Source organism: Kytococcus sedentarius (genome assembly GCF_041937525.1).
Classification (GTDB): Bacteria; Actinomycetota; Actinomycetes; order Actinomycetales; family Dermatophilaceae; genus Kytococcus; species Kytococcus sedentarius_A.
The window spans coordinates 959,715-974,422 of record NZ_CP169391.1 but is presented as its reverse complement, the minus strand read 5'-3'; the positions used below and the strand labels follow the sequence as shown (position 1 = coordinate 974,422).

11 protein-coding genes and 1 pseudogene are annotated in these 14,708 nt (G+C 73.1%); 11 read left to right on the top strand and 1 reads right to left on the bottom strand.

All coding sequences use genetic code 11. The features are described from left to right. Positions 1–108: 108 nt before the first annotated feature. The 11 genes and pseudogenes from ACEY2A_RS04485 (at position 109) to ACEY2A_RS04435 (ending at position 13,552) form a co-directional block, all read left to right on the top strand. Positions 109–1,449 (top strand): glutamine synthetase family protein, encoded by a 1,341-nt coding sequence (locus ACEY2A_RS04485; protein WP_374929673.1) that lies wholly within the window; start codon positions 109–111, stop codon positions 1,447–1,449. Further along, positions 1,446–4,406: a bifunctional [glutamine synthetase] adenylyltransferase/[glutamine synthetase]-adenylyl-L-tyrosine phosphorylase gene (locus tag ACEY2A_RS04480; RefSeq protein ID WP_374929672.1), complete on the top strand. Its 2,961-nt coding sequence runs from the start codon at positions 1,446–1,448 to the stop codon at positions 4,404–4,406. The genes ACEY2A_RS04485 and ACEY2A_RS04480 overlap by 4 nt, the downstream gene beginning before the upstream one ends. A 9-nt stretch (positions 4,407–4,415) precedes the next feature. After that, the gene (locus ACEY2A_RS04475; protein ID WP_374929671.1) at positions 4,416–5,048 is read left to right on the top strand and encodes a hypothetical protein; all 633 of its coding nucleotides are present in this window, start codon (positions 4,416–4,418) and stop codon (positions 5,046–5,048) included. Beyond that, positions 5,045–6,478: a HisA/HisF-related TIM barrel protein gene (locus ACEY2A_RS04470; RefSeq protein ID WP_374929670.1), complete on the top strand. Its 1,434-nt coding sequence runs from the start codon at positions 5,045–5,047 to the stop codon at positions 6,476–6,478. Before ACEY2A_RS04475 ends, ACEY2A_RS04470 begins: the two co-directional genes overlap by 4 nt. A 293-nt stretch (positions 6,479–6,771) precedes the next feature. Beyond that, positions 6,772–7,365 (top strand): translation initiation factor IF-3, encoded by a 594-nt coding sequence (gene infC, locus ACEY2A_RS04465; protein WP_374929669.1) that lies wholly within the window; start codon positions 6,772–6,774, stop codon positions 7,363–7,365. A 73-nt stretch (positions 7,366–7,438) separates the two neighbouring features. After that, complete coding sequence (gene rpmI, locus ACEY2A_RS04460) at positions 7,439–7,633, top strand: 50S ribosomal protein L35 (protein ID WP_374929668.1); 195 nt, start codon at positions 7,439–7,441, stop codon at positions 7,631–7,633. A 52-nt stretch (positions 7,634–7,685) separates the two neighbouring features. Further along, positions 7,686–8,039: pseudogene (gene rplT, locus ACEY2A_RS04455) on the top strand (50S ribosomal protein L20); the annotation flags it as partial. Between the two features lie 167 nt (positions 8,040–8,206). Then, positions 8,207–9,013, top strand: coding sequence for a TrmH family RNA methyltransferase (locus ACEY2A_RS04450; RefSeq protein WP_374929667.1), 807 nt, complete (start codon positions 8,207–8,209; stop codon positions 9,011–9,013). 66 nt (positions 9,014–9,079) lie between these two features. Further along, entirely contained in the window at positions 9,080–10,198 is a 1,119-nt protein-coding gene (gene pheS / locus ACEY2A_RS04445) for a phenylalanine--tRNA ligase subunit alpha (protein WP_374929666.1), read from the top strand. After that, entirely contained in the window at positions 10,198–12,747 is a 2,550-nt protein-coding gene (pheT, locus tag ACEY2A_RS04440) for a phenylalanine--tRNA ligase subunit beta (protein ID WP_374929665.1), read from the top strand. The genes pheS and pheT overlap by 1 nt, the downstream gene beginning before the upstream one ends. Next, complete coding sequence (locus ACEY2A_RS04435; RefSeq protein ID WP_374929664.1) at positions 12,740–13,552, top strand: SDR family NAD(P)-dependent oxidoreductase; 813 nt, start codon at positions 12,740–12,742, stop codon at positions 13,550–13,552. Before pheT ends, ACEY2A_RS04435 begins: the two co-directional genes overlap by 8 nt. A gap of 53 nt (positions 13,553–13,605) precedes the next feature. On the opposite strand, the gene ACEY2A_RS04430 is transcribed toward ACEY2A_RS04435, so the two are convergent. Further along, positions 13,606–14,658, bottom strand: a complete 1,053-nt coding sequence (locus ACEY2A_RS04430; RefSeq protein ID WP_374929663.1) for a hypothetical protein — start codon at positions 14,656–14,658, stop codon at positions 13,606–13,608. Positions 14,659–14,708 lie beyond the last annotated feature (50 nt).

The following is a 14,708-nucleotide window of genomic DNA, read 5'->3' as shown; positions in this document are numbered from 1 at the left end:
GCTCTCCCAGGAGGCCCGGCGGATCGCGTGTCCGCCGGGCCTCCCGGCCTGTGTGCCCGGGGTACCGCCGCCCGTCCGTCGCGGCACCGGAGGTGGTTGGATGGGGTCATGGATCGCCAGCAGGAGTTCGTCCTACGCACCATCGAGGAGCGGGACATCCGCTTCATGCGCCTGTGGTTCACCGATGTCCAGGGCTCGTTGAAGTCCGTGGGCGTGGCACCTGCGGAGCTGGAGAACGCCTTCACCGAGGGCATCGGCTTCGACGGCAGCGCCATCGAGGGCTTCGCCCGTGTCTACGAGGCGGACACCCTCGCGATGCCGGACGCGGCCACCTTCCAGGTCGTGCCCTGGCGTGGTGGGGAGGGCGCCGGCATCGGTCGCATGTTCTGCGACATCACGCTGCCTGACGGCACCCCGAGCCCCGCCGACCCGCGACAGGTGCTGCGGAGGGCCCTGCAGAAGGCCGACGAGCGCGGCTTCACCTTCTACACCCACCCGGAGATCGAGTTCTTCCTCTTCGAGCGGGATCTGGACGGCGAGGGGCGCCCCGTCCCCATCGACAACGCCGGCTACTTCGACCACCTGGCCCAGGGTGACGGCCACGACTTCCGCCGCGCCGCCATCGACATGCTGGAGAGCATGGGCATCCCGGTGGAGTTCTCCCACCACGAGGGCGCCCCGGGGCAGAACGAGATCGACCTGCGGTACGCCGACGCGCTCTCCACGGCCGACAACATCATGACCTTCCGGGCCATCGTGCGGGAGGTGGCCCTGAGCCAGGATGCCTTCGCCTCCTTCATGCCCAAGCCGCTGGCGGGGCACCCCGGGTCCGGCATGCACACCCACATCTCGCTGTTCGAGGGCGACCGCAACGCCTTCCACGAGCCGGGCGCCGAGTACCAGCTGAGCATCACCGGGCGCCGCTTCGTCGCCGGTGTGCTGCACCACGCGCGGGAGATCAGCGCCATCACCAACCAGTGGGTGAACTCGTACAAGCGCCTCTGGGGTGGCGGTGAGGCACCGGCGCACGTCTGCTGGGGACACAACAACCGCAGCGCCATGGTGCGCATCCCCATGTACAAGCCCACCAAGGTGCAGTCCAGCCGCATCGAGCTGCGCACGCTGGACTCGGCGTGCAACCCCTACCTGGCCTACGCGGTGGTGCTGGCGGCGGGCCTCAAGGGCATCGAGGAGGAGTACGAGCTCCCCGCCGAGGCCGAGGACGACGTGTGGAGCCTCACCGACGGCGAGCGGCGGGCGCTGGGCATCCAGCCCCTTCCAGCGTCGCTGCACGAGGCCATCTCCGCCATGGAGGAGTCCGAGCTGGTGGCCGAGACCCTGGGCGAGCACGTCTTCGACTACTTCCTGCGCAACAAGCGCCAGGAGTGGTCCGACTACCGGGCCCAGGTCACCCCGTTCGAGATCGACCGCTACCTGCGCCAGCTGTGAGCGAGAGCGCCCGCCCCGCCGGCCTGTCCTGGGTCCTGCGCGAGGGGTTCAGCGAGGGGCGGCGCGCCGCCGGGTGCATCGCGGACCTCGCAGCGCTCCTGCAGCGCGACGACCTGCCGCACCACCTGGGGCTGGCGCGTGCCCTGGGGAGGGCGGCCGACCCGGACCGGGCCGCCCTGGCCGCCGTCCGCATCGCCGAGGCGGCCGACGAGGCCCAGCGCGAGGCATGGGCCCAGCGGGTCGATGCGGCGGACCCGTCGGCCGTCCAGGGGCCCGCTGCCCGCCTGGTGGCGGTGCTGGGTGCCAGCCGGGCGCTGGGGGACCACCTGGTGCGCCACCCGGAGCAGCTCGACCTGTTCACCGACCCCGAGCTGCCCGATGCCGAGGAGTCCCGCACCGTGCTCCGGGAGGCGGTCGAGGCGGCGCTGGAGGCGGGGGAGTCGGGCGACGACGCGCTGCGCGTGGCCTACCGGGGGCAGGTGCTCCGCATTGCGGGGGTGGACCTGACCGCGCCAGACCCGACCGAGGTGGTCGATGCGGTGGCGGCGGCCCTCGCCGACCTCGCCGGGGCCGCGCTGGAGGCGGCGCTCCTCATCGCCCGCCACGAGGTGCAGGACGCCGACGACGTGCGCCTGGCCGTCATCGGCATGGGCAAGACCGGCGGGCGGGAGCTCAACTACGTCAGTGACGTGGACGTCATCTTCGTGGCCGAGCCGGCGCCGGGGGTCGATGAGGGGCACGCCCTGCAGGTGGGCAGTCGCCTGGCGAGCCGGCTGATGTCGGCCTGCGGCGCGTCCACCGCCGAGGGCACGTTGTGGCCGGTGGATGCCGCGCTGCGCCCCGAGGGCAAGGCGGGGCCGCTGGTGCGCACCCTGGAGTCCTTCGCGCAGTACTACGAGCGGTGGGCCTCCACCTGGGAGTTCCAGGCCCTGCTCAAGGCCCGTCCGGTGGCGGGTGACCCGGAGCTGGGCGAGGCCTTCGTGGAGCTGGTGGACCCGTTGGTCTGGCAGGTCTCCCACCGCGACGGGTTCGTGGACGGTGTGCAGCGCATGCGGCGCCGGGTGGAGGAGCACATCCCCGCCGCGGAGGCCAAGCGGCAGCTCAAGCTGGGGGCGGGCGGGCTGCGTGACATCGAGTTCTCGGTGCAGCTCCTGCAGCTGGTGCACGGCCGGGTGGACGCCGACCTGCGCACGGGCAGCACCCTGCCGGGCCTGGCCGCGCTGGCCGCCGGCGGGTACGTGGCCCGCTCCGATGCGGCCGTGCTGGACCCCGCCTACAGGCTGCTGCGCTCCCTGGAGCACCGCATCCAGCTGGACCGGCTGCGTCGATCCCACCTGGTGCCCGAGGACGCCGACGACCTGCGCCGCCTGGGCCGCTCGATGGGGTGGACCAAGGAGCCGGCGCAGGCGGTGGAGCGCCGCTGGGCGGAGGTGTCCAAGGAGGTGCGGCGCCTGCACGAGCGGCTCTTCTACCGGCCGGTGCTCGCGGCGCTCTCGGACCTCACGGCATCGCAGGCGCGCATGACCCCCGAGGCGGTCACCGAACGGCTGGCGGCCCTCGGTTTCGCGGACCCGGCGGGCTCGGTGCGCCACCTGGAGGCCCTCACCAAGGGCGTCTCGCGCACCGCGGCCATCCAGCGACAGCTGTTGCCGGCCATGCTCGGCTGGTTCGCCAGCTGGCCGGCGCCCGATGCGGGGCTGCTCGCCTTCCGCCGCATCAGCGAGTCCCTGGGTGGGACGCACTGGTACATGGCGATGCTGCGCGACGAGGGGCACGCGGCGGAGCGGTACGCCCACGTCCTGTCCGCCAGCCGCTACCTCACGGGCCTGCTGGAGCGCGGTCCGGAGGCGGTCCGGCTGCTGGGCGAGCCGGAGGCCCTGGCGCCCACGTCGCGGGAGGCGATCCTCTCCCGCATGTCCAGCGCCGCCGGACGTGCGGACTCCGTGGAGGCGGCAGCCGCTGCGGCCCGGGTGCTGCGCCGTACCGAGATCCTGCGCATGGGCATCGGCAGCCTCACCGGCGCCCTCGATGGTCCGCAGGTCTCGCAGGGTCTGAGCGTGACGGCCGAGGCCCTGCTCGAGACCGTGCTGGAGCGCGCCCTGGAGGGCGACACCGAGGGGGTCGCCATCATCGGCCTGGGGCGTCTGGGCGGGGCCGAGATGGGCTTCGCGAGTGATGCGGACCTCTTCGTGGTGCACGACGACGCCCCGGGCCGGGCGGAGGCCGCCGCGGGGGCGCTGAAGAGCCTGCGCACCACCCTGGTCGGCGGCTCAGAGCCACCTCTGGAGATCGACATCGACCTGCGCCCGGAGGGCAGGAGCGGCCCCACGGTGCGGGGCATCGCCTCTCTGGGGGAGTACTACGCGCGCTGGAGCTCGCCCTGGGAGTCGCAGGCGCTGGTGCGTGCCCGTCCGGTGGCCGGTGACCCCGCTCTCGCCGAGCTGGTGATGGCCCTCATCGACCCTCTGCGCTGGCCGTCCGGTGGCCTCACGGAGAAGGCCCTGCGGGAGATGCGGGTGCTCAAGGCCCGCATGGAGGCCGAGCGCATCCCCCGCGGCGGCGACCCGCGGCTCCACCTCAAGCTCGGGCGCGGGGGCCTGTCCGACGTGGAGTGGACGGTGCAGATGCTCCAGATGCAGCACGCCGCCGCCGAGCCCTCGCTGCGCACGACCAGCACGGTGGAGGCCCTGGCAGCGCTGGAGGAGCTCGGGCTCGTCACCGCCGCGGACGCCGAGGCGATGCGGGGGGCGTGGACCCTGGCCAGCGCGGTGCGCGACGCCAGCCTGCTCTGGCGGGGCCGGTCCACGGACAGCCTGCCGACCGACCCCCGTGACCGGGAGGGTGTCTCCCGTGCAATGGGCCGCCCGGCGGGGTCCGGCCCGGAGCTCACCGAGGAGTACCTGCGCCAGGCGCGGCGGGCGCGCATGGTGGTCGAGCGCCTCTTCTACGATTCGTAGACTGCTCCCGTGAACCCCGTCGAAGCCGTGAGCCCTGCCCACAGCGCGTTGCTGTGGTTCTCCGGCGGCGTGGACGCCGTCGGGGAGTGGCTCACCGACGGGGTGGTGGCTGCCGAGGTGGCGCCGGGAGAGGGGTGGACCATCGTGCGGCCGCTGGCCGTGCCGGACGGGCTGGGTCCCTACGGCGACGCCCTGGGGCTCACCCTCAGCCGTCCCGTCCCCGCCGAGCTGCTGCCCGTCATCGGCTTCACCGAACGCGAGGACCTGCTGGTCGTCGCCGCGGCCACGGAAACCGACCCGCTGCTGCACTGGATCGCCGTCCTGCCCGGGGTGGGGCCGCACCCGCTGGCGGACCTGCCCACCTGCGGGCCGCGCTTCCTCGCCCAGGCCGCCGGTGCCCCCGACCGCGCCGATGAGGTGACGTCGCTGGTCTCGCGGGGGCGGGGTGCGAACAGCGGCCCTCGCGAGTTCGGCACCCGGCTCGCCCTGACCCTCGGCCTGCCGGGGGCCTCGTTGTTCCGGCGCCCGGCAGAGCTGCCGGGCGGAGAGCTCGCCGAGCCCGACCCGCGCGAGGTGCAGCGCTTCATGTCCGTCCTCTCCGACCGGCTGGTGGAGCGCTCCGAGGCGGAGGGTGACCGATGAGGGCGCGCGTGCCGCTGCGCCTGTGGCCGGCTGTCGACGTGCGGGGCGGCCGCACGGCCCAGGCGACGGCCGACAGCCCGCTGGCCGATCCCGCATCGGCGGTTGCCCACTGGGTCGAGCAGGGCGCGGAGCGCATCCACCTGGTCGACCTCGACCGGGCCACGGGGACCGGAGAGAACGACGCGCTGCTGGAGCGCCTGGTGCGCGGTGCGGGGGTGCCGGTGGAGGTCTCCGGTGGCATCCTGGGCCCGCGCGACGTCGAGCGCGCCCTGTCCTGGGGTGCAGTGGCCGTGACCACCTCCTCCGCGCTCTGGGCCGACCCCGCATCGGCGGTGGCCTGGCTGCGCGAGCAGGGACCGCAGGTGCAGGTGGGCCTCGACCTGGTGGGCGACCGGGTGGTCGCGCGGGGGACCGATCTCGAGGTGGGCCCGGTGGCCGACCTGTGGCCGCTCCTGGCCGAGCTGGGCGCACAGGGGAAGCGCCGCTGGGTGCTGGCCTCCGCCGCGGCGGACGGGCGGATGACGGGCCCGGACCTGGCCGGTCTGCGCGCCGCCACCGAGCACCTGGCCGGCACCCTCATCGCCTCCGGCGGGGTGAGCACCACCGGCGACCTCGTGGCGCTCTCGAGTCTCCGCGGGAGTGCAGGGCCGGCCGTGGGCGAGGTGATCCTGGGCGCGGCGCTGTACGCCGGGGCGGTGGAGCTCGGCCGCTCCCAGCGTCTGCTGGCCGAGATCGCCGGACCGGCGGAGCACCCCGAGGCCGACTCGGCCGGCGTCTCCTGGGCGGGCCGCGAGCTGCAGCCGGGGGAGTTCGACGACGACACCGGCGAGCTCGATCCCGCCCTGCCGGCCCCCGGTGAGCCGCCGCTGGGCGACGCGGCGCTGGTGGCCGCGCTCGACGGGGCACGGGTGTTCGTGGCGCTCCTGGCCGAGGAGGCCGCGGACTCCGCCGACCTGTCCGTCGCCCAGGTCACCACCCCCGAGGGGTGGTCGGCCCTGCCGGTGTTCACCACGGCTGATGCGGTGGGCCGCTGGCGCGCGGACGCTCGGCCGGTGCCCGTCCGTGGGCACGTGGCCGCCCAGGCGGCCCTGGGGGACGGCGCCGCCGCCCTGGTCCTCGATGCGGGGTCGCCCGGCCCGCGTGTGGTGCGCCCCTCCATGACCAGCGCCCTGGCGCGGCGCATGGGGTGGGAGCGGCCCGTGGACGACCCGGTGGTGCTGGAGGGCCTGCGCCGGCTCAAGGAGCACCCCGCGGTCACCGGCGTCGCCCTGCGTGCGGGTCCGTCCGGGGAGCTGGTCATCGGGCTGCGGGGTCTGCAGGACGACCGGGAGGCCGGCCTGCTCGTCGCCGGGGTGCTGCAGGACCCGGAGGTGCGTTCCCGGGTGGACGGCGTCATCGTGAGCGCCCTCGGCTTGGACGGCGGCGGCTGATCCGGTAGGGTGTCCGACTGAAGTGAGACCCCGTCTCCACCTGCACGCCGCTCCAGGCATGTGGGTCCTGCACCACCCGGTGCGCGGTGCACACCGCTCAGCACGTCCGGCAACGGACCGTGCACTCCCGGGGCCACGTGTGTGGCAGGTGCACGACAAGGGTCTCTCTGGGTGTCCAGGAGGCCCTTTCTCCGTCCCTCGGGTCGGTCGGGTCCCCAGCACCCGCACTCGACCGAACGAAGGAGAAGCACATCAGCGAGCCCCGCATCAACGACCGCATCCGGGTCCCGGAAGTGCGGTTGGTCGGCCCCAACGGCGAGCAGGTCGGCATCGTGCGCGTCAAGGACGCCCTGCGTCTGGCAGCCGAGGCCGACTTGGATCTCGTCGAGGTGGCTCCCATGGCCAAGCCTCCGGTTGCCAAGCTCATGGACTACGGCAAGTTCAAGTACGAGAACGCCATGAAGGACCGTGAGTCGCGCAAGAAGCAGGTCAACACGGTCATCAAGGAGATCAAGCTCCGGCCGAAGATCGACCAGCACGACTACGAGACCAAGAAGGGCCACGTCGAGCGCTTCCTGGCCGCAGGCGACAAGGTCAAGGTCACGATCATGTTCCGTGGGCGTGAGCAGTCCAAGCCCGAGCTGGGCTTCCGTCTGCTGCAGCGTCTGGCGGAGGACGTGACCGAGCTGGGCATCGTCGAGAGCAAGCCCAAGCAGGACGGCCGCAACATGACCATGGTGTTCGGCTCGACCCGCAACAAGGCGCAGGCCCAGGCGGCCAAGCGCAAGGAGCAGGAGCAGAAGAAGCGGGAGCGCAAGGGCCCTGAGTCCGACGCCCCGCAGTCGGATGCGGTCGAGCCCGCCGCCGAGGCACCTGCCGAAGCCTGAGGCCCCGGCCTCGTGACACGCCCCACGGGTCGTGTCCCTCCCACCTGTCCGCCCGAACGAAGGGATCGGCACCATGCCGAAGAACAAGACCCACTCCGGTACCAAGAAGCGCTTCCGCGTGACCGGCAGCGGCAAGATCATGCGCCAGCGCGCCCGCCACGTCCACAAGTTCCAGGAGCGCTCGTCCGCCGACGCCCGCCGCCTGGTCAACGACGTCCCCGTGGCCAAGGCCGACGAGAAGAAGATCAAGAAGCTGCTGGGTCGCTGACCCCTACTTCGATCTCCCCCGAAACCACCCCCAGAACTCAAGGAGTACCCACGTGGCACGCGTGAAGCGGGCAGTCAACGCCCACAAGAAGCGTCGAGTCGTTCTGGAGCGCGCCAGCGGTTACCGCGGCCAGCGCTCGCGCCTCTACCGCAAGGCCAAGGAGCAGGTCACCCACTCGCTGGTCTACTCGTTCGACCACCGCCGTGACCGCAAGGGCGACTTCCGTCGCCTGTGGATCCAGCGCATCAACGCTGCGGCCCGCGCCAACGGCATGACCTACAACCGGTTCATCCAGGGCCTGAAGATCGCCGAGATCGAGGTCGACCGTCGCATGCTGGCCGAGCTGGCCGTCAACGACCCGGAGGCCTTCACCGCCCTGGTCGAGATCTCCCGCGCCAACGTCCCCGCCGTCAAGGGTGACGAGAACGCCACCGCGGGTGCTGCGCCCCGTGGTCAGGAGGCCGCCACCGCCGCGGCCCAGGCCGGCGACGCCGCCTCCGTCGAGGCGAGCAAGCAGGCCGAGAACGTGGCCTCCAAGGCCTGAGCAACACACCGTCGAACGCCGGTCCACCTGTGCACCCTCGCGACTCCCAGCTGACGCCCTCGTCGGCGCGGGTCCGGGCGGCCGCACAGCTGGGCCGGCGTTCGTCGCGTCGGCGCACCGGTCGATACCTGGTGGAGGGCCCGCAGTGCGTGCGGGAGCTCCTGCGCTGGGAGCCGGAGCAGGCTGAGGACGTCTTCGTGACCCGGGACTTCCTGGACCGCGCGGGGGAGTTCAGCGAGCTGCTGGCCGAGTCGTCCGTACACGCCCACCTCGTGTCCGATGCGGTGGTCCGCGCCATCGCCGATGCGGACACCCCGCCGGGGATCGTGGCCGTGGCCCGCTGGCAGCCGGCCGAGCTGCAGCACGCCCTGGCCGGTCTGGGGGACGGTTTCGGAGCGGTGCTGTCGGAGGTGCGTGACCCCGGCAACCTGGGCACCGTCATCCGCGCTGCCGACGCCGCAGGGGCCGCCTTCGTGGTGGTCACCGACGCCTCGGTGGACGTCACCAACCCCAAGGTCGTGCGGTCCACGGCCGGCTCCTTGCACCACATCGACGTCGTCACCGGAGTCTCCTTCCCGGACCTGCGGCAGGCCACGGCGGGCACGGTGCGGCTGGTGGCCGCCGACGGGTATGCGAGCACCCAGCTGCCGGCCGCGCAGCTCGAGGGTCCCCACCTGTGGGTCTTCGGCAACGAGGCCCGGGGTCTGCCCGACGACCAGGTGGCTGCCTGTGACGATGCGGTGGCCGTGCCGCTCTACGGGCGCGCCGAGTCCCTCAACCTCGGCACGGCGGCGGCGGTGTGCCTCTACGCCTCGGCCATGCGTCGCGCGTCCTGACGCCGGGCGGCCGTCGGCCACCACCACGCCTGCTCGATGGGGTGTGCGCCCCGTAGGATGCCGGGCATGCCGAGCACGCCCCCTCCGGACGAGTCCGCCCCCACCCCTGCACGCGAGCCCGAGGCCGCTCCCGCCATCACCGAGGCGGTGATCGAGGAGCACCTGGCGGCCGGTCTGGCCGCCTTCGAGGCCGCCAGCACGCTCGAGGAGCTCAAGAGCGCGCGTCTGGCGCACCTGGGCGACCGGGCGCCGATCTCCCTGGCCAACCGCAGCATCGGCGGCCTGCCGCCGCAGGAGAAGGCCGCTGCGGGCAAGCTGGTGGGTATGGCCAAGGGGCGCCTGAACAAGGCCCTGGCCGCCCGTGACGAGGTGCTCCAGGCCGAGCGCGCGGAGCAGATCCTGGCCGAGGAGACGGTCGACGTCACCGCGGTCCCGGCGCGTCGCAGCGTGGGCTCCCGCCACCCGGTGGAGCTCATCCAGCAGCGCATGGCCGAGATCTTCACCGGTCTGGGCTGGGAGATCGCCGAGGGGCCCGAGGTCGAGGCCGAGTGGTTCAACTTCGACGCGCTGAACTTCGACGCCGATCACCCGGCGCGTGCCGAGGCGGACACCTTCTACGTGGACCCGCCGGAGCGTCACCTCGTCGTGCGCACGCACACCTCCCCGGTGCAGGCCCGTTCGCTGCTCGAGCGGGGCGCCCCGCTGTACGTGGCCGTGCCCGGCAAGGTGGGCCGCACGGACGAGATCGACGCCACCCACCTGCCGATCTTCCACCAGATCGAGGGCCTGGCCGTCGACAAGGGGCTGACCATGGCCCACCTGCGCGGCACCCTGGACCACTTCGCCAAGCAGCTCTTCGGCGAGGGCATCACCACGCGCCTGCGCCCGAACTTCTTCCCGTTCACCGAGCCGAGCGCCGAGATGGACTTCCTCTGCCCGGTCTGCCGCGCCGAGGACGCCGACTGCCGCACCTGTGGTGGGACCGGCTGGATCGAGTGGGGTGGCTGCGGCATGGTCCACCCCAACGTCCTGCGCGCCTGCGGGGTTGACCCGGAGGTCTACTCGGGCTTCGCCTTCGGCATGGGCGTCGAGCGCGCCCTCATCTTCCGGAACGGGGTGGGCGACCTGCGGGACCTCATCGAGGGGGACGTCCGCTTCAACACGAACTTCACGGTGGAGGTCTGATGCACATCCCGATCAGCTGGCTGGGCGAGTACGTCGAGCTGCCCGCGCAGGTCACCGGCGAGCAGGTGGCGGCAGACCTGGTGCGCGTGGGCTTCGAGGAGGAGTCCCTGGGCGCGCAGATGATCACCGGCCCGGTGGTGGTCGGCAAGGTCGTCTCCCGTGAGCCTGAGCCGCAGAAGAACGGCAAGGTCATCAACTGGTGCCAGGTCGACGTCGGTCAGGCCAACGGCACCGGTGAGCCGCAGGGCATCGTCTGTGGTGCCCACAACTTCGATGCGGGCGATCTCGTGGTGGTCTCCCTGCCGGGGGCGGTGCTCTCCGGCGGGTTCGAGATCAGCGAGCGCAAGACCTACGGCCACCTCTCGGCGGGCATGATCTGCTCGGCCTCGGAGCTGGGGCTGGGTGACGACCACGACGGCATCATCGTGCTCACCGAGTACCTGGGTGACGAGGCAGCCGGCCTGCAGCCGGGGCAGGATGCCCTGTCGCTGCTGGGCCTGGATGCGCAGACCATCGAGGTCAACGTGACGCCCGACCGGGGCTACGCCATGAGCCTGCGGGGCCTCGCCCGGGAGTACTCGCACGCCACCGGCGCCCGCTTCACCGACCCTGCCGGCCTGGCCGTGGACACCCCCACGGGCCCCGGCGTGCCGGTGGCGGTGAGTGATGACGCGCCGATCCGCGACGTGCCCGGGTGCGACCGCTACGTCGCCCGCGTGGTGCGTGGCATCGACCGGTCGCGTCCCACCCCGCGGTGGATGGCCAAGCGCCTGACCGATGCGGGGATGCGTCCGCTGGGTCTCATCGTCGACGTCACCAACTACGTGATGCTCGCACTGGGCCAGCCGTTGCACGCCTTCGACCTGGCTGCCGTCGCGGACGGCATCGAGGTCCGTCGGGCCCGGGCGGGGGAGACGCTCACCACCCTGGACGGCAAGCAGCGAACGCTCGACGAGGAGGACCTGGTCATCACCTCCGGTGGCGCGCCCGTCGCGCTGGCCGGTGTGATGGGTGGGGCCGAGTCCGAGATCGGCGAGGCGACCACCGACCTCCTGCTGGAGTCCGCCCACTTCGATGCGGTGAGCATCGCCCGGACGGCCCGTCGCCATCGCCTCGTCTCCGAGGCGTCCAAGCGCTACGAGCGTCGCGTGGACCCGCAGCTGGCCCCGGCGGCCGCGCAGCTCGCCATCGACCTGTTGGTGGAGCACGGTGGCGGCGTGGCGGAGCCGGCGTTCACGGACCTGGACGAGACCACGCAGCCCGAGCCCATCACCTTCGACACGGCCCGGCCCACCGCCCTGGTGGGGGTCGAGTACGACCGCGCGACCGTCATCGAGCGGCTGGAGATGATCGGCTGCCGCGTGGAGGACGCCGGCGGGGCCGGCCAGGCGACGGATGGGACCGAGCACGGCACGGTGCGGGTGGCGCCCCCGTCGTGGCGGCCGGACCTCACCATCCCCGCCGACCTCGTGGAGGAGGTGGCCCGGTTGGGTGGGTACGACGAGATCCCGTCGGTGCTCCCCAAGGCGCCGGGCGGCAACGGGCTGACCCTCGCGCAGCGTCGACGCCGCATCGCGGCGGACCTGCTGGCCGATGCGGGTCTGCACCAGGTGGTCACGCTGCCCATGACCTCCGATGAGCAGTTCGACCGGCTGGGGTACCCGGCGGACGACTCGCGGCGCACTGCGCTGCGGCTGCACAATCCTCTGAGCGCGGAGGAGCCCCTGCTGCGCACCGCGCTGCTGCAGACCCTCGTGCCGGCCGCGCGCCGCAACCTGTCCCGCGGTCAGCGGGGTGCTGCGGTGTACGAGCTCGGCCGCGTGGTGCTGCCCACCGGTGACGCCGTCGCCCCGGTGCAGGACGTGGGCCTGGAGCCCTCGCCGCAGATGCTGCAGGAGCTGGCCGATGCGGTGCCGCACCAGCCCTTCCACGCCGCCGGTCTCATCGCCGGGGAGTGGGAGCGCCAGGGCTGGTGGGGTCCCGCCCGGGTGGCCGAGTGGTCCGATGCGGTGGAGCTCGCCCTGGGCCTCGCCGGCCGGTTCGGCGTGGAGGTCACGCTCGAGCAGGCGCAGCACGCTCCCTTCCACCCCGGGCGGTGTGCGCGGCTGCGGCTGGCGGACGGCACCGTGTGGGGCCACGCCGGTGAGCTGCACCCGCAGCGCCTGGCGGAGCTGGAGCTGCCGGAGCGCACGGTGGGCTTCGAGGTCGACGTGGACGCCCTCATCGAGGCCTCGCCGGAGGTGTCCGCGCACCGTGACTTCTCCGACCAGCCCTTCTCCCGGGTGGACGTGGCGCTGTTGACCGACCTGTCGGTGCCCGCCTCCGCCATCGGGGATGCCCTGCGCGAGGGCGCGGGCGAGCTGCTGGAGACGGTGGAGATGTTCGACCAGTACACCGGTGAGCAGGTGGGTGAGGGCCGGCGCAGTACGGCGTGGCGTCTGACCTTCCGGGCGGACGACCGCACCCTCACCAACGAGGAGACGAACGCGGCGCGTGACGCCGCCGTGGCGCTCGTGAGTGAGCGGACGGGAGCGGAGCACCGTGGCTGAGCGGGCGCAGGACCGGCCCACGGCCCTGGTGGTCGGGGCGACCCGGGGTATCGGGGCGGAGATCGCGCGCGGGTTCGCCCGCGCCGGCCACGACCTGGTGCTCACGGGGCGTGACGCCAAGGCGCTGGCCGAGGTCGCCGAGGACTGCCGGGCTGAGGGGGCATGGGTCACCTGTCACCCGCTCGACGTCACGGACACCGAGGCGGTGCAGCAGGTGCTCGAGACGGCGTGGTCCGAGGCCGGCCGTCTGGAGGTTGCGGTGGTGTCCGCCGGTGTCATCGAGGCCGAGCGTCCCCTGTGGGAGGTTCCGCTCGAGGAGCTGTGGGAGGTCATGACCGTCAACGTGCGGGGACCGTTGGCCGTGGCGCATGCGCTGGTGCCGCGGATGATCAAGGCCGGTGGCGGCCGCATCGTGCACCTGAACTCGGGCTCGGGCACGAAGAACGCCCCGGTGTACCCGGCGTACCACGCCAGCAAGTCGGCGCTGGCGCGCATCACGGGGTCGGTGGCGATGGCTGCCGGCGAGCACGGCGTGCACGCCTTCGACCTGGCGCCGGGCGTGGTCCGCACCGACATGACGGCCTCGATGCCGATGCACGACCAACGGACGGACTGGACCGAGCCGCAGGACGTGGTGGAGCTGGCTCTCGCGCTGGCCTCGGGCGAGCTCGACGCCTTCTCGGGACGCATGGTCCGCGCCGGTGCGGACACCCCGGAGTCGCTGCGCGCGGCGGCGGCGGGACTCGGTGAGACCGACCGGACCCTGGGGCTGCTCTCCTACGGTCCGGACGACCCGGTCGCCTGAGGTCGCGGCCCCGCCGACCTCAGCGGCGTGTGGGCGCCCGTGGCCCCGCCTGCTCAGCGGCCGGCAGTTCCCCGGCGCTGGGTCGGCAGCAGGGAGCGCACGGCTCCGGCGAGGCCGTCGCTCACCAGCTCGAGCGGGCCCCGTCCGGGGAGGAGCGCCTGCCAGAGCGCGGCGACCACCCAGGCGCCGAGACCGCAGGCACCCAGCAGGAGCCACGAGTTGTCCGTGCGGTGCCCCAGCACCCGCACCCAGGCGGCCGCTGCAACGATCTGCAGGGCGTAGACGGTGAGGGCCGTCCGCCCCACCGTGGCCAGCGGACCGGCCACCGCGGGCCACGCGGCGCCCACCACGACGCATGCCAGGAGCGCGGCCATGACCAGACCACTGCTGGTGAGCGTCGCCCACACCGAGCCGTCGTAGGGCTGGAAGTCGGGGTTGCCCCGGCGGTTGAGCACCATCAGTGCTCCGGCCAGGGCGAGGCCCGCCACGCCGAGCCCGATCCGTGACCGGAGGTCCTGGGCGTGGCGCGCCACCAGGATCGCCAGCGCTGCGTAGGCGATGAAGGGGGCGAGCCGGTAGTGCGGCCCGGCACCCAGCACTCCCAGCAGGTCCGCGACATGACGGTGCCCGTTGACGGTGGCCTCCAGCATCGGGGTCTGGAGGCCATCGCGGAGGGCAGGACCCACCAGCATCGCGCCCACGCCCACCAGGCCCAGTGCCCACGAGGGGAGAGGGACCAGCAGAGGCAGGCAGAGTGCCGTCACGGCCAGGGCGCCGAGCACCACATCGATCTGTGCGCCTGCCTCCTCCAGCACCAGCCCCACTGCCCACAGGATCGCGGCACGCGGGAGCATGGCCAGCGCCATGTGGGCCCACCCGTGATGGGCGTACGAGAGGTGAGCGCCCACGGCCATCACGGCGACGAACAGGGGGGCGGCCAGGAACTCCGAGAGACCCAGCAGGCCGCCGGGCCCACCGGACGGGGCGAAGTGGGCCACGAACATGGTGAGCACGGCGAGCCCACGGGCGGCGTCGATCCCCACCAGCCGCTGTGGGGAGGCCAGGGCATGGTGCCGCGGCGCGCGGGTGGAGAGGGATGTGTTCACGGGCGGTCCTGGGAGCGAGGGGAGGGGGACGGCTCCGAGCCAACCACACC

Excerpts from the sequence above, each read along its gene's own strand:
- ACEY2A_RS04470 (WP_374929670.1), top strand. The coding sequence starts at position 5,045 with ATGAGGGCGCGCGTGCCGCTGCGCCTGTGGCCGGCTGTCGACGTGCGG.
- pheT (WP_374929665.1), top strand. The coding sequence starts at position 10,198 with ATGCACATCCCGATCAGCTGGCTGGGCGAGTACGTCGAGCTGCCCGCG.
- pheS (WP_374929666.1), top strand. The coding sequence starts at position 9,080 with ATGCCGAGCACGCCCCCTCCGGACGAGTCCGCCCCCACCCCTGCACGC.
- rpmI (WP_374929668.1), top strand. The coding sequence starts at position 7,439 with ATGCCGAAGAACAAGACCCACTCCGGTACCAAGAAGCGCTTCCGCGTG.
- ACEY2A_RS04485 (WP_374929673.1), top strand. The coding sequence starts at position 109 with ATGGATCGCCAGCAGGAGTTCGTCCTACGCACCATCGAGGAGCGGGAC.